This is a genomic window from Burkholderia ubonensis, from assembly GCF_902833085.1.
GTDB lineage: Bacteria > Pseudomonadota > Gammaproteobacteria > Burkholderiales > Burkholderiaceae > Burkholderia > Burkholderia ubonensis.
Genome location: NZ_CADFEB010000002.1, coordinates 26,066 through 49,656, shown reverse-complemented (window position 1 = coordinate 49,656; position 23,591 = coordinate 26,066). Strand labels below are relative to the sequence as shown.

The following is a 23,591-nucleotide window of genomic DNA, read 5'->3' as shown; positions in this document are numbered from 1 at the left end:
CTTTCATGCCGCCTTGCTTGACCGCCGGCGGACAACGGCGATGCGCGCCGCTGCCCGGGGTCTCCCGCTGCGTTACTCGGCAGTGCGCCCGTCAGCGTCGTCAGCGTCGTCAGCAGCGACGACACCGGCGCCAGCGGGTTGTTCGCCGAGCCGCCGCCCGAGTGCGGCGTGACCGACACGCTCGGCGTCGAGCCGAGCGCCGTGCCCACTGCGGCGCCGGCCGAGTTGACGACCGTGGCCGTCGCGGTCGCGCCGGTCGTCAGCGCCGTGCCGATCGCACCGGCCGTGCTGCCGGCCCGCTCAGCCGAAGCGCGCCGGCCGATAAGGATGGGGATCGATGTAGGTCGGTGCCCCCGTCATCATCTCGGCGAGCAGGCGGCCGGTCGCGGGGCCGAGCGTCAGCCCGTGATGGCAGTGGCCGAACGCGAACCACAGCCGCGGGTGCCGCGGCGCCGGCCCGATCACCGGGCGCATGTCGGGCGTGCACGGCCGCATCCCGAGCCACGGCGCGGGATCGAGCCGCTCGCCGATGCCGAACGCGTCGCGCGCGAGCGGCTCCGCGCGCGCGAGCTGGATGCCGGTCGGCGGTGCGCCGCGCAGCGCGATCTCGACGCCGGTCGTGAGCCGCAGGCGGCCGCCGTCCATCGGCGCGACCACGAAACCTTCCTCGGTGTCGCAGACGGGCACGGTGAGCGGCGTGCGCGTCGGCCGGTAATGCATGTGATAGCCGCGCTTCGCGCGCAGCGGAATCCGGTAGCCGAGCGGCGCAAACACCTGGTCGGACCACGGGCCGAGCGCGAGCACCGCCGAGCCGGCCGCGATCCGTCCATGCGCGGTGTCGACGCTCCAGCCGTCGCGTTCCTGCGCAAGCGTGGTCGCGTCGCCGAGCGCGAACGTGCCGCCGTCGCGCTCGAACAGCCGCGCGTACGCCTTCGTCAATCCACCCGGATTCGACACGGTCTTCGGGTCCTGCCAGTGGAACGCGCCGCAAAACGCGTCGCCGAGGCCCGGCTCCCGGTCGCGCAACGCACGGGCGTCGAGCACGGCCATCCGCAGCCCATGTTCGTCCGCGATGCGCCGTTGTGCGCGCGCTTCAGCGTCGAACAGCGCGGGCGAACGGAACGCCTCGAGCCAGCCGCCGTCGTGCACGAGCGGCTGCGCGTCGGTGCGCGCGAGCAATGCGTCATGCTCGGCAACGCTCGCCGCGACGAGCGGCAGCATGTCGCGCGCGGCGGCCGCGAGCCGCTCGGGCGACGATTCCCGCCAGAAGCGCGCGAGCCAGCCGGCATAGGCGGGCAGCGCCTTGTAGTCCCAGTAGAGATCGACCGAGCGGTTGCGCAGGTAGCGCAGCAGCGTGCCGAAGTTGCGCGGAAACGCATACGGCACGACCGACGAACGCTCGATCAGCCCCGCGTTGCCGTGGCTCGTTTCCTCGCCCGGCGCGCGCCGGTCGACGAGCGCGACGCGCAGGCCGCGATCCTGCAGGTGCAGCGCCGACGACACGCCGGCAATGCCGGCCCCCAGGACGATGACGTCGAAATCCATGCTTCCTCGCACTGCGTCGAGATTCGGTGCGACGCGCGCCGGGTCGTGCGCCCGGCGCGGCCGTGCTTACTTCGCGATGATGTCGCGCTTGAAGTACTTCTGCGACAGCGCGCTCAGCGTGCCGTCCTTCTTCAGCGCATCGAGCGCGCCGACGAGCTTCGCCTGCAGCGCCTTGTCGCCCTTGCGCATCCCGAAGCCCGTGCCTTCGCCGAGCGTCGCCGGGTCCTTCAGCGGCTCGCCGACGATCTGGTAATCGCGGCCGGCCGGCTTGTCGAGGAAGCCGTCCTGCGCGGTCTGCGCTTCCTGCACCGCGGCGTCGAGGCGGCCCGCGACGAGATCCGCGTAGATCTGGTCCTGATCCTGGTACGACACGATCGACACGCCCGCGCCGGCCCAGTGCGCCTTCAGGAAATCCTCCTGCGACGAGCCCTGCAGCACGCCGACGCGCTTGCCGCGCAGGCTTGCCGCGTCCGGCAGCAGCGGCGAGCCGTGCTTCGCGACCATCACGATCGGCACGACGTAGATCGCCGGCGTGAAATCGATGCTTTGCCGGCGCTTCGCGGTGATGTTCATCGCCGAATTGATCGCGTCGAACTTGCGCGCCTGCAACGCGGGAATCAGCCCGTCGAACGCGTTCTCGACCCACACGCACTTCATCTTCAGCTTCGCGCACACGGCGTTGCCGACGTCGACGTCGAAGCCCTGCAGTTGCCCGGCCGGCGTCTTGCTCTCGAACGGGGGATAGGCGGCTTCGATCCCGAAGCGCAACGTATTGGCGGATTGTTCCGCGTGGGCCGTGACGGCCGCGCCCGCGAAGGCCGCGGCAGCGCAAAAGGCAAGCTTCCAGTTCATGACGTGTCCTGTCCGGGTTGAGGCAATGAAGATCGGCAGCGCGACTCCATGCACGCGAAATATAGACTGAAAGTCTACTATGGACTATAGGGGATACGATAATCGTACCCCGGTTTTGCTTCGCCGGGATCGACACCCGTCCATCTAATGCCTTGATTTCAGGCACTTTTTCAAAGCCTGTCGGAACGACGGACAGCCTGAAAAGAAAAACTCGCCCGACATCATGAGTCTATATTAGACTTTTCGTCCATCACGAACACCGCCGGACGCCACGTCGCGAGACCGCTCGTCCGGCCCCACTGGAGACGCATCCATGACGCAAGCCGCCCCGACCCTGCCGCTGACCGTCGACGACGCGATGGTGCGCGCCGCCCTGCCGTCGCTCGACGTGCTCGGCACGCTGCGCCGCATGTTCGCCGCGCTCGGGCAAGCACGCGCGGTGCAGCCGCCGCAGACGCTCACGCTGTTCCCCGACCAGGCCGGCGACTTCATCACCTATCTCGGCGCGCTCGCCGACGAGCAGGTGTTCGGCGCGAAGCTGTCGCCGTACATCGTGACGGGCGAAAAACCCGACGGGAGACCGATCGTCACCGCATGGACCGCGCTGATGTCGATGCAGACCGGCCAGCCGCTGATGTGGTGCGACGCGCAGCGCCTGACGATCGAGCGCACCGCCGGCACGACCGCGCTCGCGGTCGACTGCCTCGCGCCCGGCGATGCGAAGCATCTCGCGGTGATCGGCACGGGCGCGGTCGGCCTCGCGCACCTGCGGCACACGGCGGCGCTGCGCGACTGGGAGACGATCCGCGTCCATTCGCCGGCGCTGGCCGGCAACGCGGCGTTGCATGCCGAACTCGCGCGGCTGGACCCGCGTGCGCGGCCGGCCGACAGTGTCGACGCGTGCGTGCGCGACGCGGACGTCGTGATGCTGTGCACGTCGTCGGGCGTGCCGGTGCTCGGCGACGGAATGCTCACGCGCCCCGCGCTCGTCACGTCGATCAGCACGAACGTCGCGCAGGCGCACGAGATCCCGCCCGCGTGGCTGCCCGACATGGACGTGTACTGCGACTACCGGCACACGACGCCCGCGAGCGCGGGCGAGATGCAGCGCGCCGTCGCCGAGCACGGCTGGCGCGTCGAACGCATCGCGGGCGACCTGCCGGCGCTCGTGCACGGCGCGTGCCCGGCGCCGTCGCGCACGCGCCATGCGTTCTTCCGCTCGATCGGCCTCGGTCTCGAGGACGTCGCGATCGCGCATGCGCTCTACACGCACCTGACGCACGCATGAGCCGCGCGCGCACGCGAGCCCGATACAATGGCGCAACCGCCGCGGCGGCCGCGCCTCGGCGTGCCGGTGCGCCCGACCGCGGCTCACCCGAGAGTGCGATCCCGATGCGCAAGAAGAAATCTCCCGTCAAAGACCTGCTGCTGTCCCGCTACGCGCCGCTTGCCGACGGCATCGCGACGCTGTTCTTCCCCTACGCGGAAGTCGTGATTCACGACCTGCACGACCAGACCGTGCTGTACCTCGCGAACAACCTGTCGAAGCGCGAGGTCGGCGACGACTCCGCGCTCGAGGAAATCGACCACTCGGCGCGCGAGCGCGTGATCGGCCCTTACGAGAAGCTCAACTGGGACGGCCGGCGGATGCGCTGCGTCAGCAACATCCTGTTCGACGACGAAGGGCATCCGGCCGGGATGATGTGCATCAACTTCAACATCGCGGTGTTCGACGAAGTGCGCGCGACGCTCGACCTGTTCATCAAGGGCGCGGGCGTCGTCGCGCAGCCGGACGAGCTGTTCCGCGACGACTGGCAGGAACGCATCAACACGTTCCTGCACAGCTGGCTGCGCGAGCGGCAGATCGGCCTGAACGGGCTCACGCGCGAACATCGGCGCGAGCTCGTCGAGGCGCTTTACGCGGAAGGCGCGTTCCGCGGCAAGAGCGCGGCGAACTACGTCGCGAACGTGCTCGGGATGGGACGCGCGACGGTCTACAAGCATCTCAAGCATCTGAAGGACACGCAGGGCGACGCATAGGCGTCGAAGCAAAAAGTGATATAGTCGCGGTTACACTTTTTCCCGAACCGCCCTCCCATGCCGACCGCCTCCTCCCCCGCGCTTCGCCCGACGCTGACCGTCGAAATCTGGTCCGACCTGATCTGCCCGTGGTGCTGGATCGGCAAGCGCCGTTTCGACGAGGCGCTCGCCGCGTTCGCGCACGCGGACCGCGTCGACGTCGCGCTGCGCGCGTACCGGCTGTTCCCCGGCCAGCCGGTCGAGCCGGTCGAGGCGATGCTCGCCGGCAAGTATCGGCTGGCGCCGGCGCAGGTCGACCAGATGCTGCGGCAGGTAACCGACGCGGCCGCAAGCGTCGGGCTGCGCTACGACCTGCCCGGCACGCTCGTCGGCGACACGCTCGACGGCCACCGGCTCGTGAAGCTCGCGGAAACCACCGGCCGTGCGCATGCGCTGACCGAGCGGCTGTATCGCGCGTATTTCAGCGAGCACGGCTCGCTGTTCGATCACGGCACGCTCGCCGATCTCGCGGTCGACGCGGGGCTCGAGCGCGCGGCGGTCGAAGCGGTGCTGCGCAGCGACGCGTACCGGAGCGAAGTCGACGCCGACGTCGCGCGGGCCGAGGAGATCGGCGGCCGCGGCGTGCCGCTGTTCGTGTTCGGCGGGCGCTACGCGGTGTCCGGCGCACAGCCGGCCGACGTGTTCGCGCAGGCGCTCGAGCAGGCGTGGCAGGACGGCATCGTCGCGATCGGCGGCGACGACGCGGCCGCATGCGGCCCCGACGGCTGCGCGCTGCCGCCGCACGCGTAACAGTCCGCTTCACTGCTGCCAGAAACCGGCAGGAAGCCGCGCCGGGCGGCGTCTACAATGTGGCCTTTCATTCAAATAACTAACAGAGAGGCCACCTCCCCATGACCCACGGCATCCACGGCGAGAAGCGCTGGTACACGCTGATCGTCCTCTGCCTCGGCGTGCTGATGATCGTGCTGGACAATACGATCGTGAACGTCGCCCTTCCGTCGATCAGCGCCGACCTGCACTTCAGCGAGACGGCGCTCGTCTGGGTCGTCAACGCATACATGCTGACCTTCGGCGGCTGCCTGCTGCTCGGCGGCCGGCTCGGCGACCTGTACGGACACCGGCGCATGTTCCTCGCGGGCCTCACGGTGTTCACGCTCGCGTCGCTCGCCTGCGGCGTCGCACAGTCGCAGACGATGCTGATCGCCGCGCGCGCGGTGCAGGGGTTCGGCGGCGCGATCGTGTCGGCGGTGTCGCTGTCGCTGATCATGAACCTGTTCACCGAGACCGGCGAGCGGGCGCGAGCGATGGGCGTCTACGGCTTCGTCTGCGCGGGCGGCGGCAGCATCGGCGTGCTGCTCGGCGGGCTGCTGACGAGCGCGCTGTCGTGGCACTGGATCTTCCTCGTCAACCTGCCGATCGGCATCGCCGTCTACGCGCTGTGCACCGCGCTGCTGCCGCGCACGCGCGCGCCGGCCGCCGACGCGCGGCTCGACGTCGCGGGGGCCGTCACCGTGACCGCGTCGCTGATGCTCGCCGTCTACGGGATCGTCAACGGCAACGAGGCCGGCTGGCTGTCGACGCAGACCGTCGCGCTCGTCGGCGCGGCCGCCGCGCTGCTCGCGCTGTTCATCGCGATCGAGGCGCGCGTCGCGCACCCGCTGATGCCGCTCACGCTGTTCGCCAAGCGCAACGTCGCGCTCGCGAACGCGATCGGCGTGCTGTGGGCGGCCGCGATGTTCGCATGGTTCTTCCTGTCCGCGCTGTACATGCAGCGCGTGCTCGGCTACCAACCGCTCCAGGTCGGCCTCGCGTTCCTGCCGGCCAACCTGATCATGGCCGCGTTCTCGCTCGGGCTGTCGGCGCGGATCGTGATGCGCTTCGGCATCCGCGGCCCGATCGCCGCCGGCCTGCTGCTCGCCGCGTGCGGCCTCGCGCTGTTCGCGCGCGCGCCGGTCGACGGCGGCTTCGTGTGGCACGTGCTGCCCGGCATGACGCTGCTCGGCGTCGGCGCGGGCGTCGCGTTCAATCCGGTGCTGCTCGCCGCGATGGGCGACGTCGACCCCGCGGATTCGGGCCTCGCGTCCGGCATCGTCAACACCGCGTTCATGATGGGCGGCGCGCTCGGGCTCGCCGTGCTCGCGAGCCTCGCGGCCGCGCGCACCGATGCGCTCGCCGCAAGCCAGGCCGCGCCGCTCGACGCGCTGAACGGCGGTTATCACGTCGCGTTCGCGTTCGGCGCGGTGTTCGCGGCCGCGGCCGCGCTGATCGGCCTTGCGCTGCGCATCCGGCGGCAGGCCGTGGCAGGAAGCGGCGTCGGCAGCGCGATGCACTGATTTGGGGCATCGGCCGCAGGCGGCCGGGCCGCCGATTTTTAACGCAGTCGTACACCGCCCCGCCAGTTTTGCGACAATGTCGGACTTTGACGCGCGCGCCGCCGCCGCGCGCCGCCGAACGCCACCCAATCGCCTGCTGCCGATGTCGCTCCCTCATATCGATCTGCTGTACTCCCTGTCCGGCCTGTTCGTCGGCATCCTCGTCGGCTTGACGGGCGTCGGCGGCGGTTCGCTGATGACGCCGATCCTCGTGCTGCTGTTCGGCGTCCACCCGGCGACCGCGGTCGGCACCGACCTGCTGTACGCGGCCGCGACCAAGGCGACCGGCACGCTGGTCCACGGCCTGAAGGGCTCGGTCGACTGGCGCATCACGGGCCGGCTCGCCGCGGGCAGCGTCCCGGCGTCGGCCGTCACGCTGTGGATCCTTCACACGTACGGGATGCACACGCCCGGCGCCGCGCGGCTGATCCAGCTCGTGCTCGGCGGCGCGCTGCTGCTCACGTCGCTCGCGCTGATCTTCCGCCCGCAGCTCGCGGCGCTCGCCGCGCGCAACCCGCTCGCGCCGAGCCCGGCGCGCACGCTGTGGTCGACCGTGCTGACGGGCGTGGTGCTCGGCGTGCTGGTGTCGATGACGTCGGTGGGCGCCGGCGCGATCGGCGTCACCGTGCTCCTGCTGCTGTACCCGGCGCTCGCGACGACCCGCATCGTCGGCTCCGACATCGCGCACGCGGTCCCGCTCACGCTCGTCGCCGGCATGGGCCACTGGCTGCTCGGCTCGGTCGACTGGTCGATGCTGCTGTCGCTCCTGATCGGCTCGCTGCCCGGCATCGTGATCGGCAGCGTGCTGTCGACGCGCGCGCCCGAGCGCCTGCTGCGCAACCTGCTCGCGTCGACGCTCGTCGCGGTCGGCCTGCGGCTCGTGCTCGCGTGACGGCAGGCGCGCCATGCGCGCGCCGCTCCAGTCAAAAACGCCGCCCGGCTCGTGACCGGGCGGCGTTTTTTTACGTCGCGTCTTTTACCTCGCGTCAGGCGGCGCGTGCGCCGCCCGCGCTCAGTGGAGCTGCTGCTGTTGCTCCAGCTTCTGCTGGCGCAGCTGCTGCGCGCGCATCTGCAGCTTCTGCACGCGCTGCAACGCCGCGCGGTTCGCGAGGATGCCGTCGTAGAAGCTGCCGAGATCGCCCTTCAGCGCGGTCCGCGACGCGTCGTTCAGGTAGATCATGTGGCCCGACGGGTAGTTCTTGATCGTCAGGTTCTGCGCCTTGATCGTCGGATCGAGCGGCATCTGCGCGAGCGTCAGCTCGGTCTGGTGGAACGGCGTCACCGAGTCGAAGTAGCCGTTCGCGGACAGCACCTTCAGGTCCGGGTTCAGGCTCATCGACGAAGCAAGGTCGCCCGCCGTGTACAGCGTGTTGCCGCCGCCGCGGTTCGCACCGGTCGGGTCCGTATGGCTGAAGTCCCAGTTGTTGAACACCTGGTCGTTCAGGTCGACGAACGACGACGTCGACGTGTACTTCAGGTCGGTGTTCAGGTAGCTGTTCCACAGCACGGTGTACGCGCCGCCGATGTTGTTGATCGACGGATCGTTGCCGCCCGAGTTCGGCAGGATGAACGGCGCGATGCCCTGGCCCGTGTAGTTCGCGCGGCCGTCATACTGGCCGATCTGGATGCCCGGCACGAGCGTCAGGAAGAACGTGTACGGCGGGTTGTTGTTCGACGACGGCACGTTGCCGAGCGCCGCCGGGTTGCCGAAGGTCTGGATCAGCGAGACCGGATCGGTGCCGATGTACGAACCCATCTGCTGCGCGGTCTGCAGGTTCAGGTTCAGCCGCACGTTGACGAAGCCGCCGTCCTGCGGATTCGGCGCCTGCGCGAGCGGCGTCAGCACGTTGTCCGCGTAGTTGCGCGCCTGCACCATGTACGCGTCGAGGTCGGTCGGCGTCGGGGTGAGCGTCGTCTTCTTCCAGTAGAACGCGTCGGCGGCGAGCGTCGGGAAGATGCCGGTCGCGGACAGCGCGTTCGCGTAGTCGAGGATCGACGACTGCAGCGTGATCCCGTTCAGCTCGATGCCGTCCTCATGCAGCGCCCACGACACGACCGCGCTGCGCGCGGTGCCGTACGACTCGCCGAACAGGAACTTCGGCGAGTTCCAGCGCGAATACTTGGTCAGGTAGCGCTGGATGAAGCGGTCGATCGAGCGCGCGTCCTGGTCGACGCCCCAGAAGTCCTTGTTCTTCGCCGGGGCGATCGCCGCCGAGTAGCCGGTGCCGACCGGGTTGATGAACACGAGGTCAGAGCGGTCGAGCAGGCTGTCCGGGTTGTCGAGCAGCTTGTACGGCGCGGGCGGCGTGAAGTTCGGGAACGACGACTGCAGCCGCTTCGGGCCGAACGAGCCGAGCAGCAGGTAGACCGACGACGAGCCGGGGCCGCCGTTGTAGAAGAACGTGACCGGGCGCGGCTTCGACGGGTCGGGATTGTCCTGCGTGTACGCGACGTAGAACATCTTCGCGTTCGGCTGCGACGTGACCGGATCGATCGTCGTCAGGTGGCCGGCGGTGGCCGTGTACTTGATGACCTTGCCGCCGATCGACACCTGCCGGTGCACGACCGCCGCGCCTTCGGCGGCGTCGGTCACCGCGTCGTTGGGACCGGTGCCGTAGACGTCGGTGTCGACGAACGGCTGGTCGGCCTGCGCGGCGTTCGTCGCCGCGCCGGACGCCGGCGTATTCGCGGCCGTGGCCGCGGCGGCCGCGGCGGCGGACGGGCTCGCGCCGTCGTCGCCGCCGCACCCCGTGACGAGCAGCGCGGCGGCCGTCGCGGCGACGAGCGGGCCGCTCAGCGTCGTTCCAAATAGCGCGAAACCGTCTTTCAAGGACTTCAGTGTCGTCATTATTGCCTCTCGAACAGAACGATAAATATCGCCGGACGCAAAGGATGATTTGATCCGGCGTTCCGCACCAGGAGCGCATTCGTTATGCGACGCACTCCGAGTTTTTTACCGGATCGACGCAAATCGACCGGCATGATTTACCCCACCCGATATTCAGCAAGCAACCAATGGAATCAATTCCATTGAAAACGGCAATTCAAAATCAAGCGCGATTCCCGGCCATCGCGAGCCGCATGCAACCCGAAGACAAAGCCGCACCCCGCAAAGCCCGGCCGGACAAGGCCGCTTCGCTGCGAAAGGGCGAGCAATCCCGTTCGGCGGAGCGTCGATTAATCGCAAAATTGCGTTCAATCGCGGCTCGAGCCGAATTAATAAAATCGAAAGGATTATCTAATCGAAAGGAAAGGAATATGTGTCCCGGATAATTTATTAAATTAAGTGAAAACACCGGCGCATAATAGATTCCGGGTTTTCAGCCGTAAAGTAACAATTTGTTACGGCGCCGGTGTTTCGCCGGGAATCGAATCCGGGAAGCGATTCCCGCGTATGGCCGAAAAAAAGCCGGACGCGAGCGTCCGGCTTCGGGCGGGCGGCGGCGCCGGTTCAGAACGGCACGTCGAGCGCCCCCGCGCCGACCGTGATCGCATTGCCGCCCGGCGCGGCCGAGATCGGCGGCAGGTTCGCGGTCGTGAGCGCCGGCGCAGCGCCCGGCGTGCCGCCGCGCGGCACGGTGCGGATCACCTGCGACGGCGGCAGCGGCGCGCCGCTCTTCAGGTGCCGCCACATCAGGTTCAGCGCCTGCAGGTCGTAGTAATGCACGGGCACGAAGCGCGTATCGAAGCCGGCGACCGGCAGGAATGCGTCGAAGTGCTGACCGTTCGTCACCTCGTAGAACGCCAGCTGGCTGCGGCCGCCTTCGCTGATGCTGTTCTGCGCGACATACGCGCGCGACGCGTGGTTGACCGGCACGAGCGCATCGCTGCGGCCGTGCACGATGATCGCGGGCTTGCCCTGCAGGTTCGCGTTCACGCGCACCGCGTCGACGTTCGCGGGCATGTTCAGCTGCCCGTTGGTCCACAGCTGGCGCAGGCACAGCGCGCCCGCGAAGCTCGCGTCGGGCGTCGCGAGGCGGTGGTCGACGCCGCTCGCCGGGCCCGTATTGAACACGAGGTTGATGCCGTTGGTCGGCGGCACGCCGTTGCCCGCGCCGAACACGCTCGGCATCGGCGACGCGGCGGGCGGCGCCACCGCGCCGGTGGCCGCATTGGTCGTCGCGAAGCTGAAATTGCACAGGTTGTCGACGACGCGCGAGCGCGTGTACGCGTTCGCGTAGGTCACTGCGATCGCCGGTATCGCCTGCGAATCCCACATCGGCGCCTGCAGCATGTCGGAATCGGCGAGATAGCCGGCCGCGTGCAGCTGCGCGAGCGCGTCGGCAGCCTGGCTCTGCAGGTCGGCGCCCGCGACGAGCCCGGCCGCGGCCAGCGTCGCGCAGCGCTGTGCGCGAATCGACTGCGTGACGGCCGACGGCAGCGCGGTGAGATACGGCGCGCCGGCCAGCGCGGACGCCGCCGCCGCGCACGGCTGCATCAGGTTCGCGAAGGTCGCGTAGTCGGCCAGCGGCCGCCCGAACGACGGCACCGGGGCGCCGCCCTGCCGCACCACCGCATTCGGCGCCAGCCGCACGTTGATCTGCGGCTCGCCGACCACGACCGCGGTGATCCAGTTGCGCGTGTCCTGCTCGGCCGCCGCGAGCGCCGAACCGCCGCCGTTGCTGACCGACGCGGCGATCGTCGTGATGTCGCCGGGGCGATAGCGCACGCCGTGGCGCGTGCCGTCGATCAGCGGTCCGAACTGCTCGTTGAGCGCCCAGTACGCGAACTCGACCGCCTGCAGCGTCACGCGCCCCCAGTCCTGCTCCGGATTCTGCTGCGAATGCGCGTGCTTGAACGCGTAGCGGTTCGGGAACTGCGCATTGAACGTCGCCAGCTCGCCGCTCGACACGTTCGCGGTGAAGAGGCTCGCGTTGCCGGCGAGCACCGCGTTCGCGAGCGTGCCGTCGATCAGCGTGACGGTGTCCGAGCCGAGCTCGTGCGCGCCGTTGCCGCCGCCCTTGTCGTTGTACGCGACCGCGCAGCCGCGCTTCAGGCCCCACTCGCCGGCGGCCGAAATCGCGCCGTACACGCCGCGCGAGCCGGACGACGTCGCGGTGACGATGCACGGCTGCGTCGGGTCGAAGCGGGTCGGCACCTGCACGAGCAGCGTGACGTTCCTGCGGCCGGTGCCGTCGTCGGAGTAAGCGAGGTATTCGGTGCCGGCGATCCGGCCTTCGCCGAGCGTGTCGTTGCCGTCGAGGTCGACGTTCGGCCCCCAGAAGCGGCCGTAGCCGCCGTTCGCGCTCATGTCGACGATCGCGCGATAGTTCGACCAGATCGCGAGGCGGCGCAGCTCGGCCGCCGTCGGCCGGGCCGGGTTCGCGAACGCGGGCGGCGCGGCGCTCGCGAGGCCGCTCTTGCCGAGGCCGGCCGTCAGCAGATCGTCGCTCGCGCCGTCGTAGGCCGTCGTGCGCACGCTGCCCGCGATGAAATCGGGCAACGGGTTGCCGTCGCGCGTCTCGCTGCCGTTGCAGGCCCCGAACAGCGTCACGACGGCGGCCAGCGCCGCTCCGAACCCGACCCGCCTGCCCCACCGTAGCTTCGTCATTGTCGCCCTCTCTCTCGTTATGTCGGATGGACTCCAAGCGAAAACGGGCCCCGGATTTCCGAGGCCCGCCTGGATGCGAGCGCGAGCGGCGCGAACGCGCCGCCCCGCGTCATTGCGGCTGGACGTTCAGCTTGTTGCTGACGGACGTGACGCCCGGCACGCCCTTGGCCGCGGCCTCGGCCTTCTCGATCTGTGCGGCGTCGGGCACCGAGCCCTCGAGCGTGATCGCCCCGCCCTTCGAACGCACGACGATGTTCGCGACGTCGACGCCGTTCTCCTTCGAAATCGCCTTGCGCACCGCATAGCCGAGCTTGCGGTTCGCCTGCTTCGCCGATTTCGCGGCGGCCTTCGATGCGCTCTTCGCGGCGGCGGGCGCTTCGGGCGCCGCCGGCTCGCTCGACTGCGCGTAGACGCTGCCGGACAGACACGCGGCCACCGCGGCCACCCCCAACGCTCCCAACGCTCTCGACACGATCGACTTCATGCTATCTCCTAGTGAATCAAAACGGCCGCGCACAGTGCGGCCGACTACCCCCAAAGGCGGCCGGCCTGCACGCGCGAGCGCGGCGGGACAGCCGATGATTTCCACGGCGATGCGAGAGAGGCGGGACGGACCGGCGGCCGGCGCACGCGAAGGCGGGCCGGCCGGGCCGGGCAGCCGCCGGCCGGGCGCGCCCGGTCTGATCGGGTGCCGGGTGGCGCAAGTCGGGCGTGGCTGCGTCGCACAATGTAATCCAGCGCCCGCGGAAGCGCAAAGCTTTTGACGCGGCGCCGGCGGCGGCCGGGCCCGCCTGATTCGCCGAATTCGCGCATGCGCGGCGAATCCGGTTACCATCGCCGCGAATGCATGCGATCCGTGACGCGCCCGCGTCATCGATCCGTCATGCATGCGTCACTCGCCCATCGCCGTTCATGAAGCCAATCCTGCGCCCTCGCCGGCCGCCCCGCATCCTCGCCCGCTTCGTCGCGGTGTCGTGGCGCGACCTCGCGCTGTCGGTCGGGCCGACCGTGCTGCTCGCGGTCGCCGCCGTCTGGCTCGCGATCAGGATGATCCAGCCCGCGCCGCCGTCCACGCTGGTGATCTCGTCCGGACCGCCCGGCAGCACCTACTGGAACGCCGCGCAGAAGTACAAGGCGATCCTCGCGAAGAACGGCGTGACGCTCGACGTGGAGTCGTCCGAAGGCTCCGCGCAGAACCTCGAGCGGCTGTCCAACCCGAAGGCGCCGGTGGACGTCGGCTTCGTGCAGAGCGGCATCGGCCCGAAGACGCGCGACGAGCACCTCGTCTCGCTCGGCAGCATCGGCTACGTGCCGCTCGCGATCATGTACCGCGGCCCGATCGTCGCGCGGCTGTCGGACTTCAACGGCAAGCGGCTCGCGCTCGGCCCGGAAGGCAGCGGCGCGCGCGAGCTGAGCCTCGCGCTGCTGAAGATGAACGGCATCGCGCCGGGCGGGACGACCGCGCTGCTGCCGATCTCCGGCGAGGACGCCGCCGAGGCGCTGCTCGCCGGCAAGATCGACGCGGCGTTCCTGTCCGGCGATTCGACGCAGATCCCGGTGATGGCGAAGCTGTTCCGCGCGCCGGGCGTGCACGTGTACTCGTTCACGCAGGCGGAAGCCTATGCGCGCCGCTTCCCGTACCTGACCGCGATCACGCTGCCCGAAGGGGTCTACGATCTCGGCCGGAACCTGCCGCCCGCCGACATCCGCACGGTTGCGCCGACGATCGAGCTGGTCGCGCGCGACTCGCTGCACCCGGCGCTGTCCGACCTGCTGATCGAGGCCGCGCGCGAGGTGCACGGCCACGCGACGATCCTGCAGCACGCGGGCGAATTCCCGTCGGCGCTCACGCGCAGCTTCCCGCTGTCGGACGACGCGGCGCGCTACTACAAGTCGGGCAAGACCTTCCTGTACCGGCGGCTGCCGTTCTGGGTCGCGAGCCTCGTCGACCGGCTGCTCGTGATCGTCGTGCCGCTCATCGTCGTGCTGATTCCCGGGTTGCGGGTCGTGCCGGCGCTGTACGGCTGGCGCGTGCGCTCGCGGATCTACCGCTGGTACGGCGCGCTGATCGCGCTCGAGCGCAACGCGCTCGGCGAGCACACGGCCGCCGAGCGCGTCGAGCTGCTCGACCGGCTCGACGACATCGAGGAATCGGTGAACCGGATGAAGATGCCGCTCGCGTATGCCGGGCAGTTCTACGTGCTGCGAGAGCACATCGGCTTCGTGCGCGAGCGGCTGACCGCGCACGAAGCCGACCCGCACGGCCGCCCGCACGACGCCTCGCACGCGTCCGGCGGCGACGGCGCGCCCCCCCGGGCGACACCGGGTTCCGCCTGAGCGCGCGATCCGCGATCATTGCCGCATCGGCCGGCCGCCGCGTAACATGGAGGCCGCCGCCAGGCGCCGCGCGCCGGCCGCCGGATAGCCGGATAGCCGGACAGCCGGCCGCCGGAGCGCCGGCCGCCCCATCCTCTGGAGATCGTCATGACAACCGGCCTCGACACCGCCCAGCCCGCCTGGTTCTTCGATTTCGTCTCGCCGTTCTCCTACCTGCTGCTCGAACAGGTCGAAGGTTGGCCGGACGTGCCGTTCGCGCCGGTCGCGGTGTCGCTGCACGACCTGCAGCGCCACTGGGGCCAGCGCCCGAGCGCGGACGTGCCGGCCAAGCGCATCTTCACGTATCGGCATGCGCTGTTTCGCGCGGAGCAGCTCGGCATCCGCTTCAAGATGCCGCCCGCGCACCCGTTCGACTCCGACAAGGCGCTGCGCCTCGCGATCGCGCTGCGCGCCGACCTCGCGACGGTGCGCGAGATGTTCCGCTTCATCTGGCGCGACGGCAACGACCCGTCGACGCCGGACGGCTTCGCGGCGCTGTGCGAGCGGGTCGGCGTCGGGCATGGCGACCATCTGATCGAATTCGAGGAAACCGCCGCGCAGCTGCGCCGCCACATCGACGACGCGATCGCGCTCGGCGTGTTCGGCGTGCCGACGTTCTGGATGAACAAGCAGCTGTTCTGGGGCGAGGACGCGCTGCCGATGGTGCTGTACTGCGCGCGCACGCCGACCTGGCTCGAGACGCGCGAAGTGAAGCGCATCAGCGCGCTGCCGAAGGGGCGCGCGTAAGCGCGTGTCAGTGCGTAATAGCGGTCATCAACCGGTCGCGATGCACGGGCGCGCGCGCCTGCGGTAAGGTTACGCCTCGCCCGCCCCATCCCCCACCCATGGAAGACGACGACCGTACCGCCTCGCTCGACATCTGGCTCGTGCGCGTGCTGCGCACGCTGCTGCTCGAGCGCAGCGTCACGCAGGCCGCGCTGCGGCTCAACCAGACCCAGCCCGCGATCAGCACCGCGCTGCGCAAGCTGCGCGAGACGCTGAACGACCCGATCCTCGTGCGCGGCAAGTCCGGGATGGTGCCGACCGAATACGGCGCGTCGCTGCTCGACGCCGCGCAGCGCGCGCTGCGCGAGGTCGACTTCATCGCGACGCCGCACGGCGAGTTCGCGCCGGAAAGTGCGCGCCGCACGTTCCGCATCGCCGCGCCCGACTACCTGAACGACTTCTTCATGCCGACGCTGATCGCGCGCTTTCGCGACGCGGCACCGCACGCGCATCTGGAAATCGATTCGCTGAATCCGACGCTCGATCACGCGGGCGCGCTCGAATCCGGCGCGCTCGATCTCGTGATCGGCAACTGGCCGAAGCCGGACCCGCGCTTCGCGCGCGACGACCTGTTCTCCGACACCGTCGTCTGCCTGATGCGCGACTCCCATCCGCTCGCGCAGGCGCCGCTCACGCGCGACGCCTATGCAGCGGCCGCGCATCTCGCGCCGACGCCCTACACCGGCGACAAGCGCAACGCGATCGAAATCGGCCTCGCGCGCGCGGGCCTCGCGCGGCGGATCGTGACGACGCTGCCGTACTTCGGGCTCGTGCCGCAGGTGCTGCTGCAATCGGACCTGATCTTCACGACGACGCGGCGCTTCGCGACGCACTACGCGCAGCTGCTGCCGCTCGTCGTCGTCGCGCCGCCGGTGCCGTTTCCGCGCATCCGCAGCTATCTGCTCACGCATCCGCAGCCCGATCGCCCGACCGACCTCGCGTGGCTGCGCGCACTGATGCAAAGCGTGTCGGACGAGCTGACCGCCGCGCGCGGCGCGCGCAAGCGCTGACGCCGCGCAGCCGCGCCCCGGCTCACGCGGTGCAGAACGTTTCCTGGAGATGGGTCCAGCGCACCGCGCCCGCCGCGTCGCGTTCGAACACCGCGGTCGCGCGCCGCGCGGGCAGCTCGCCCGCCGCCGCGTGCTGCGCTTCGAGATAGCTGATGACCGCGTGGCGATCGTCCGACACGAGCACGTGCGTTTCCGACAACCCGATGCGCAACCCGGGCTTCGCGCCGGCCAGCTTCGCGAACAGCGCGCGCGTGCCGTCGTGGTCGACCTTGCGGCCGTCGGTCAGAATCATCGTGAAGCCGGGCGCGAACGACGCCATCAGCGCGTCGAGTGCGGCAGGCGCGGTGTCGGCGCCGGACAGCCAGCGCTCGATGGCCGCGATGCTCGCGTCGAGCGCGTCGAGAAATACCTGGGAATCGGACATGGTCACCTGAACGGAAAGGCGCGGCCCCGTGCCGCGCGATTCGTCAGTGTAGGCAAAAGCGTGCGGCCGTGCGTCGCCGGGCCGTCACCGCACGCAGGACAGGTCGTCCGCCGAGCGTCCCGACGCCGCGGCCTTCACGTCCGCCACCGGCACGCCCGCGCGCGCCTGCAGCAGCTCCGCGCAGACGGCCACCGCGATCGAGCCGGGCGCCTTGTCGACGATCCCGGCGATGCCGATCGGACACACCATCTCGCGCATCCGCGCCGGCTCGACGCCGCGCGCGACGAGCCGCCGCTCGAACTTCACCCGCTTCGTGCGCGAACCGATCATCCCGAAGTACGCGAAGTCGCGCCGCCGCATGATCCGCTCCGCCAGCGCGAAATCGAGCGCATGGTTGTGCGTCATCACGAGGAAGTACGCGCCCGGCGGCGCTTCGTCGACGATCGCCTCGGGCGTGTCGGTCGGCTCGGGCTGCACGTTCGGCGGGCATTCGTCCGGGAACAGCTCGTCGCGCGTGTCGACCCATTGCACGACGCACGGCAGCGCGCCGAGCAGCGTCGCGAGCGCGTGGCCGACGTGTCCCGCGCCGAACAGCACGACGTGCATCGGCGGGGGCGCGCCCGTGGCGCGGTTGCGCCGGCCGGTACCCTTGGCGAACGTCATCTCAGCCTCGCGCCGCGCGCACGGCCTGCACCGCGCGCAGGATCGACTCGCCGGTCGCCGGCGCGTCGAGCGGCGGGTTCACGCGATAGTCGCCGACCGCCGCGACCGCGTCGCGCACCGCGAAGAACACCGAGAACGGCAGCAGCAGCGGCGGTTCGCCGACCGCCTTCGAGCGGTGGATGCTGTCCTCGACGTTGCGGTTCTCGAACAGGCGCACGTTGAATTCGGGCGGCGTGTCGTTGACGGTCGGGATCTTGTACGTCGACGGCGCGTGCGTCATCAGCTTGCCGCCCGCGTTCCACCACAGCTCCTCGGTCGTGAGCCAGCCCATCCCCTGGATGAACGCGCCCTCGACCTGGCCGATGTCGAGCGCCGGGTTCAGCGACGCGCCGACGTCGTGCAGCGCGTCGACGCGCAGCGTGCGCATCTCGCCCGTCAGCGTGTCGATCACGACTTCCGACACGGCCGCGCCGTACGCGTAGTAGAAGAACGGCCGGCCCTGCAGCTTCGCCTGGTCCCAGTGCAGCTTCGGCGTCGCGTAGAACCCGTCGGACCACAGCTGCACGCGCGCGAGATACGCCTTCGCGATCACCTCGCCGAACGGCACGCCGGTCTCGCCGATCCACACGCGATCGTTGCCGAACTTGACGGCCGCCGCATCGACCGCGCCGCCGCCGTAATGCTTCGCGGCGAACGCCGCGAGCCGCTCGCGCAGCTGCCGCGCGGCATCCTGAGCGGCCTTGCCGTTCAGGTCCGAGCCGGTGGAGGCCGCGGTCGCCGACGTGTTCGCCACCTTGCTCGTGTCGGTCGCCGTCACGCGAATCCGCTCGAAGCGGATGCCGAGCTCGTGCGCGACGACCTGCGCGACCTTCGTGTTGAGCCCCTGTCCCATCTCCGTGCCGCCGTGGTTCACGAGCACCGAGCCGTCGGTATAGATGTGGACGAGCGAACCCGCCTGGTTGAAGTGCGTGACGTTGAACGCGATGCCGAACTTCACCGGCGTGAGCGCGATGCCTTTCTTCAGCACCGCGTTGCGCGCGTTGAATTCGCGCACGCCGGCGCGCCGCGCGCGATAGCCGCTCGTCGCCTCGAGCTCGGCGAGCAGCTCGGGCAGCACGTTGTCCTCGATCGTCTGCCCGTAAGGCGTCACGTTGCGCTCGGTCTTGCCGTACAGGTTCGCGTAGCGCACGTCGAGCGGATCGCGGCCGAGCGTGCGCGCGACGTCGTCGAGGATGTACTCGATCGCGAACGCGCCCTGCGGGCCGCCGAAGCCGCGGAACGCGGTGTTCGACTGCGTGTTGGTCTTGCCGCAGTAGCCGGCGATCGATACGTCGGGCAGCCAGTACGCGTTGTCGAAGTGGCACACGGCGCGCGTCATCACGGGCCCGGACAGGTCGGCCGAGAAGCCGCAGCGCGACGTCATGTCGACCGCCACGCCGTCGAGGCGGCCGTCGTCGTCGTAGCCGACGTCGAAGTGGTAGTGGAAGTCGTGCCGCTTGCCGGTGATCAGCATGTCGTCGTCGCGGTCCGGACGCAGCTTCACCGGGCACAGCAGCTTCCACGCGGCGAGCGCCGCGCAGCATGCGAACAGGCCCGACTGCGATTCCTTGCCGCCGAACCCGCCGCCCATCCGGCGGCATTCGACCAGCACGTTGTGCGACGCGACGCCGAGCACGTGCGCGACGAGGTGCTGCATCTCGCTCGGGTGCTGGGTCGAGCAGTAGACGTGCATGCCGTCGTCGTCCTTCGGCACCGCGTAGGCGATCTGCCCTTCGAGATAGAACTGCTCCTGGCCGCCGAGATTCATCCCGCCCGCATGGCGATGCGGCGCGGCGGCGAGATGCGCGGCCGCGTCGCCGCGCGCGAGCTTCAGCGGCGCAATCACGTAGGACTCCGCATGGCGCGCGTCCTGCGCGGTGAGGATCGCGGGCAGCTCTTCGTAGTCGACCTTCGCGCGGCGCGCGGCGAGCCGCGCGGTTTCGTGCGATGTCGCGACGACGATGAACATCGGCTGGCCGACGAACTGCACGACGCCCTTCGCGAGCACCGGGTCGTCGTGGATGATCGGGCCGCAGTCGTTGACGCCGGGAATGTCGTCGGCGGTGAACACGGCGACGACGCCGGGCGTCGCGCGCACCGCGTCGAAGTTCATCGACAGGATCTTTGCGTGCGCTTTCGCGGAGAGGCCGAGCGCCGCGTGCAGCGTGCCGGCGACGAGCGGGATGTCGTCGGTGTAGGTCGCGCGCCCGCTCACGTGCAGATGCGCGGATTCGTGCGGACGCGACACGTGCACCTGGGCCGCGTCGGTCTGCGGATCGAGGGTATTCAGGAATGCTTCGGCTTGCTGGTTCATCGTGTGCCCTCCCTCGTCAGACGCGCACCGCAACCGCGGCGACCTCGCGCACGTTCAACGCCTGCGGCGGCAGCGGGTCGTGCGAACGCGTCTCCAGCCAGAAGCGATACATCAGGTTCTTCGCGGTCTCGAGACGATACGTGCTCGTCGCGCGCATGTCGGTGAGCGGCTGGAAGTCGCGTTCGAGCGCCTGCATCGCGGCCTGCGCGGTGGCCTCGTGCCACGGCGCGCCGTCGAGCAGCCCTTCCGCGTGCGCCGCGCGCTTCGGCGTCGCGGCCATCCCGCCGAACGCGATGCGCGGCTCGCGGATCGTGTCGCCGTCCGCGATGAACGCGAACGCCGCGCACACGGCCGAGATGTCCGAATCGAAGCGCTTCGACAGCTTGTAGGTGCGGAACCGCAGGTTCGCGCGCGCGCCGCGGCGGGTCGGCACCTTCACGCCGACGACGAATTCGTGCGGCGCCATGTCCTTCTGCTGGTAGCCCGTATAGAGCGCCTCGAGCGGCAGCTCGCGGACGACGTCGCCGCCGCGCAGCACGACGCGCGCGCCGAGCGCGATCAGCCCCGGCATCGCGTCGCCGATCGGCGAGCCGTTCGCGATGTTGCCGCCGAGCGTGCCCGCGTTGCGGATCGGCAGCGACGCGAAGCGCTTCCACATCTCGGTCAGTTCCGGATAGGTGCCGGCGAGCGCCGCGTAGCCGTCCTCGACGGTCACGCCCGCGCCGATCTCGATCCAGTCTTCGCCGTGCACGATGCGCCGCAGTTCGGCGACCTGGCCGACGTAGATCAGGTCGTCGAGCCGGCGCATCTGCTTCGTGACCCACAGGCCGACGTCGGTGCTGCCCGCGAGAATCCGCGCGTCCGGGCGCTCGACCTTCAGCGCGGCGAGCGCGTCGAGCGTGCGCGGCGCGGCGAAGCGCGCGCCGCCGATCTCGTAGTCGAACGTGCCGTCACGCTTCAGCGACGCGAGCGTGCGCGCGAGCGCGGCGGTATCGACCGGCGCGGACGGCGGCGCGCCTTCGCCGGCTGCGCCTTCGCCGGCTGCACCTTCGCCGGTCGCACCGAACATCTGCACCGCCGCGTCGACGATCGGCCGGTAGCCGGTGCAGCGGCACAGGTTGCCGGTCAGCGCGTCGGCGATCTCGGTGCGCGTCGGCACGTCCTTCGCCTTCGCGCACGCGTTGCCGCAGCCCTCGAAGCCGTGCTTCTCGTACAGTGCCCACATCGACATCACGAAGCCGGGCGTGCAGAAGCCGCACTGCGAGCCATGGCAATCGACCATCGCCTGCTGCACCGGATGCAGCGAGCCGTCCGGCCGGCGCAGGTCTTCGACCGTCAAGAGCGCCTTGCCGTCGAGCGTCGGCAGGAACTGGATGCACGCGTTGACGGCCTTGAACGCGACCGTGCCCGCGTCGGTCAGCTCGCCGACGACGACCGTGCACGCGCCGCAGTCGCCTTCCGCGCAGCCTTCCTTGGTGCCGGTGCAATGCGCGTCCTCGCGCAGGTACTGCAGCACCGTGCGGGTGACGTCCGCGCCGCCGACTTCGCGGATCGCGTGACGATGATAGAAACGGATCGGCTCACTCATGTCTCGTAACGTTCTTCAAGTTGGGCAAGGCGGCCCGCGCCGATGCGATGGACCGTCGTCTTCTCTGACAGTTTGAACGCTATCACCGTCAAATTACGCAACCCATAGCCCATCACGCATGCGGCCCATATAACTGAGGCGATATGCCGCGTGGGGACGGATGAACTAATCGGTACCTGCGGGAAAACCGGTTCCATGGGAAAATCCCGATTCCGTTTTCGGCCATCTTCCGCGCCGTTTCGCTCATCAGTTCCGACCCCACATGTCCACCGATTCCGCCTCAACGCCGCGCAGCGGGTTCGCCGTCACGCTGCAAATCGTCTCCGTCGTCTGCTTCACGTTCATCTGCTACCTGACCATCGGCCTGCCGCTCGCGGTGCTGCCGGGCTTCGTCCACGACGAACTCGGCTTCTCGGCGATCGTCGCGGGCGCGGCGATCAGCGTCCAGTATTTCGCGACGCTCGCGTCGCGGCCGCTCGCCGGGCGCTTCGCCGATACGCTCGGCCCGAAGCAGACGGTCATGCGCGGGCTGATCGGCTGCGGCGTGTCCGGCGTGCTGCTGCTCGTCGCGCTGCTGCTCGCGCACTGGCCCGCCGCGAGCCTCGTGCTGCTGGTCGCGAGCCGGCTCGTGCTGGGCGTCGGCGAGAGCCTGTGCGGCACCGGCGCGATCCTGTGGGGGATCGGCCGCGTCGGCATCGCGCACAACGCGAAGGTGATCTCGTGGAACGGCATCGCGACCTACGGCGCGCTCGCGCTCGGCGCGCCGGTCGGCGTCGCGATCGCGCATACGCTGAACCCGGCGCTGATCGGCGTGATCGTGATCGCGCTCGCCGCGCTCGGCTACACCCTCGCGCGCCTGATCGCCGCGGTGCCGGTCGTGCACGGCGAACGGATGTCGTATGCGAGCGTGTTCACCCGCGTGCTGCCGCACGGCCTCGGCCTCGCGCTCGGCTCGGCCGGCTTCGGCTCGATCGCGACGTTCGTCACGCTGTACTACGCGGCGCGCCACTGGCCGAACGCCGCGCTGTCGCTGACCGTGTTCGGCACGCTGTTCATCGGCGCGCGCCTGCTGTTCGCGAACACGATCAAGACCTATGGCGGCTTCCGCGTCGCGATCGTGTCGTTCGCGTTCGAGGCCGCCGGGCTGCTGCTGCTGTGGCTCGCGCCGGTGCCGCACGTCGCGCTGGTCGGCGCCGCGCTGACCGGCTTCGGCTTCGCGCTGATCTTCCCCGCGCTCGGCGTCGAGGCGGTCGCGCTCGTGCCGCCCGCGAGCCGCGGCGCGGCGCTGTCCGCGTATTCGGTGTTCCTCGACCTGTCGCTCGGCATCACCGGGCCGCTCGCGGGCTACGTCGCCGGCGCGTTCGGCTATCCGCAGGTGTTCCTGTTCGCCGCGCTCGCGTCGGCGGCCGGCGTCGCGCTGTCGGCGCTGCTGTACCAGCGGCAGGCGCGCGTCGCGGGGAGCGGCGCGGCGGCTTGAGGCGGCGGCTGCGGACTATCGCGGCAACACGTTGAAATCCCGCAGCACGCCGGCCGCTTCGGCGTGGTCCCAGAAGCGAATCGCATTCTCGAGCCTGAGTTTGGGCGCGGCCCGATCGAAGAGGACCAGCGCTTCCGCCGTATTCAGATGCCGCGACATGTACAGGAACCCGTCGACCTGCTGCTCGTGCTTGTGCACGGCAAGCGACCACCGCTGCGGAATGTCGTAGGGCACGATGCTGGAGAGTGCTCCGTCGCCGCCCAGATTCTTCAAAGGCACGCCGTGCAGGATTGCCGCGCGCAGCGGCGAGCCCGAAAAGGACAGCACGTAGCGTTCAAGTTCGGTTGTCGCGAGCGGGAAGCCGCCGAGTCGAAGGTCGGCCACTTCGTCGTGCAATACCGTTTCGGCAAACGCGCAATGCAAGCCGAAGCCGAAATAGCTGGTGCCGTACCTGCCCCGCTTGCGCGGATCGTCGAACCGGTTGCCCCCCGATTTGCCGAAATAGGGTTCGCCCGTGTCGTAGCGGGACACGCGCACCAGCGTCGCCGGGTCGA

At 69.8% G+C, this 23,591-nt stretch carries 19 protein-coding genes and 1 pseudogene; 9 read left to right on the top strand and 11 right to left on the bottom strand.

Going from position 1 to position 23,591, the window contains the following annotated elements; all coding sequences use genetic code 11:
- Positions 1-77 precede the first annotated feature (77 nt).
- The 3 genes and pseudogenes from HWX31_RS35315 to HWX31_RS04125 all read right to left on the bottom strand — a co-directional run.
- Positions 78-326: pseudogene (locus tag HWX31_RS35315) on the bottom strand (hypothetical protein); the annotation flags it as partial.
- The gene (locus tag HWX31_RS04130) at positions 301-1,545 is read right to left on the bottom strand and encodes an NAD(P)/FAD-dependent oxidoreductase (RefSeq protein ID WP_174964764.1); all 1,245 of its coding nucleotides are present in this window, start codon (positions 1,543-1,545) and stop codon (positions 301-303) included. The gene HWX31_RS04130 and the pseudogene HWX31_RS35315, both read right to left, overlap by 26 nt.
- Before the next feature lie 66 nt (positions 1,546-1,611).
- Positions 1,612-2,397, bottom strand: a complete 786-nt coding sequence (locus HWX31_RS04125) for an ABC transporter substrate-binding protein (RefSeq protein WP_174964765.1) — start codon at positions 2,395-2,397, stop codon at positions 1,612-1,614.
- Between the two features lie 313 nt (positions 2,398-2,710).
- On the opposite strand from HWX31_RS04125, the gene HWX31_RS04120 reads away from it, so the two are divergent.
- The 5 genes from HWX31_RS04120 to HWX31_RS04100 all read left to right on the top strand — a co-directional run bounded on the left by HWX31_RS04120 (position 2,711) and on the right by HWX31_RS04100 (position 7,701).
- Positions 2,711-3,685 carry an ornithine cyclodeaminase family protein gene (locus tag HWX31_RS04120; RefSeq protein WP_174964766.1) on the top strand — a complete coding sequence of 325 codons (975 nt, stop codon included), beginning with the start codon at positions 2,711-2,713 and terminating at the stop codon, positions 3,683-3,685.
- Positions 3,682-4,437, top strand: coding sequence for a helix-turn-helix transcriptional regulator (locus tag HWX31_RS04115; protein WP_174964767.1), 756 nt, complete (start codon positions 3,682-3,684; stop codon positions 4,435-4,437). The genes HWX31_RS04120 and HWX31_RS04115 overlap by 4 nt, the downstream gene beginning before the upstream one ends.
- Positions 4,438-4,494: 57 nt before the next feature.
- Positions 4,495-5,226: a DsbA family oxidoreductase gene (locus tag HWX31_RS04110; RefSeq protein WP_174964768.1), complete on the top strand. Its 732-nt coding sequence runs from the start codon at positions 4,495-4,497 to the stop codon at positions 5,224-5,226.
- Positions 5,227-5,327: 101 nt separating this feature from the next.
- The gene (locus HWX31_RS04105; protein ID WP_174964769.1) at positions 5,328-6,770 is read left to right on the top strand and encodes a DHA2 family efflux MFS transporter permease subunit; all 1,443 of its coding nucleotides are present in this window, start codon (positions 5,328-5,330) and stop codon (positions 6,768-6,770) included.
- Positions 6,771-6,912: 142 nt separating this feature from the next.
- The gene (locus HWX31_RS04100; RefSeq protein WP_174964770.1) at positions 6,913-7,701 is read left to right on the top strand and encodes a sulfite exporter TauE/SafE family protein; all 789 of its coding nucleotides are present in this window, start codon (positions 6,913-6,915) and stop codon (positions 7,699-7,701) included.
- A 120-nt stretch (positions 7,702-7,821) separates the two neighbouring features.
- Here HWX31_RS04100 and HWX31_RS04095 read toward each other — a convergent pair whose 3' ends face one another.
- The 3 genes from HWX31_RS04095 to HWX31_RS04085 all read right to left on the bottom strand — a co-directional run bounded on the left by HWX31_RS04095 (position 7,822) and on the right by HWX31_RS04085 (position 12,844).
- Complete coding sequence (locus HWX31_RS04095; protein ID WP_174964771.1) at positions 7,822-9,657, bottom strand: S10 family peptidase; 1,836 nt, start codon at positions 9,655-9,657, stop codon at positions 7,822-7,824.
- Positions 9,658-10,260: 603 nt separating this feature from the next.
- Positions 10,261-12,360 (bottom strand): D-(-)-3-hydroxybutyrate oligomer hydrolase, encoded by a 2,100-nt coding sequence (locus HWX31_RS04090; RefSeq protein ID WP_174964772.1) that lies wholly within the window; start codon positions 12,358-12,360, stop codon positions 10,261-10,263.
- 109 nt (positions 12,361-12,469) lie between these two features.
- Entirely contained in the window at positions 12,470-12,844 is a 375-nt protein-coding gene (locus HWX31_RS04085) for a BON domain-containing protein (protein WP_174964773.1), read from the bottom strand.
- A gap of 428 nt (positions 12,845-13,272) precedes the next feature.
- Here HWX31_RS04085 and HWX31_RS04080 point away from each other — a divergent pair, with 428 nt between their 5' ends.
- From HWX31_RS04080 to HWX31_RS04070, 3 genes are all read left to right on the top strand, one after another.
- Positions 13,273-14,697, top strand: coding sequence for a TAXI family TRAP transporter solute-binding subunit (locus HWX31_RS04080; protein WP_174964774.1), 1,425 nt, complete (start codon positions 13,273-13,275; stop codon positions 14,695-14,697).
- A gap of 147 nt (positions 14,698-14,844) precedes the next feature.
- The gene (locus HWX31_RS04075) at positions 14,845-15,483 is read left to right on the top strand and encodes a DsbA family protein (RefSeq protein ID WP_174964775.1); all 639 of its coding nucleotides are present in this window, start codon (positions 14,845-14,847) and stop codon (positions 15,481-15,483) included.
- A 98-nt stretch (positions 15,484-15,581) separates the two neighbouring features.
- A complete protein-coding gene (locus HWX31_RS04070) occupies positions 15,582-16,532 on the top strand; it encodes a LysR family transcriptional regulator (protein ID WP_059729414.1) in 951 nt (316 codons plus the stop codon).
- 22 nt (positions 16,533-16,554) lie between these two features.
- On the opposite strand, the gene HWX31_RS04065 is transcribed toward HWX31_RS04070, so the two are convergent.
- The 4 genes from HWX31_RS04065 to xdhA all read right to left on the bottom strand — a co-directional run bounded on the left by HWX31_RS04065 (position 16,555) and on the right by xdhA (position 21,560).
- Positions 16,555-16,956, bottom strand: a complete 402-nt coding sequence (locus tag HWX31_RS04065) for a nuclear transport factor 2 family protein (protein ID WP_174964776.1) — start codon at positions 16,954-16,956, stop codon at positions 16,555-16,557.
- An 84-nt stretch (positions 16,957-17,040) separates the two neighbouring features.
- Positions 17,041-17,619: a xanthine dehydrogenase accessory protein XdhC gene (xdhC, locus tag HWX31_RS04060; protein WP_174964777.1), complete on the bottom strand. Its 579-nt coding sequence runs from the start codon at positions 17,617-17,619 to the stop codon at positions 17,041-17,043.
- A 1-nt stretch (position 17,620) separates the two neighbouring features.
- Complete coding sequence (xdhB, locus tag HWX31_RS04055; protein ID WP_174964778.1) at positions 17,621-19,972, bottom strand: xanthine dehydrogenase molybdopterin binding subunit; 2,352 nt, start codon at positions 19,970-19,972, stop codon at positions 17,621-17,623.
- A 16-nt stretch (positions 19,973-19,988) separates the two neighbouring features.
- Positions 19,989-21,560, bottom strand: a complete 1,572-nt coding sequence (xdhA, locus tag HWX31_RS04050) for a xanthine dehydrogenase small subunit (RefSeq protein ID WP_174964779.1) — start codon at positions 21,558-21,560, stop codon at positions 19,989-19,991.
- A 262-nt stretch (positions 21,561-21,822) separates the two neighbouring features.
- On the opposite strand from xdhA, the gene HWX31_RS04045 reads away from it, so the two are divergent.
- Positions 21,823-23,037: an MFS transporter gene (locus HWX31_RS04045; RefSeq protein ID WP_174964780.1), complete on the top strand. Its 1,215-nt coding sequence runs from the start codon at positions 21,823-21,825 to the stop codon at positions 23,035-23,037.
- 15 nt (positions 23,038-23,052) lie between these two features.
- On the opposite strand, the gene HWX31_RS04040 is transcribed toward HWX31_RS04045, so the two are convergent.
- Positions 23,053-23,568 (bottom strand): RES family NAD+ phosphorylase, encoded by a 516-nt coding sequence (locus tag HWX31_RS04040; protein WP_244143653.1) that lies wholly within the window; start codon positions 23,566-23,568, stop codon positions 23,053-23,055.
- Positions 23,569-23,591: the final 23 nt, after the last annotated feature.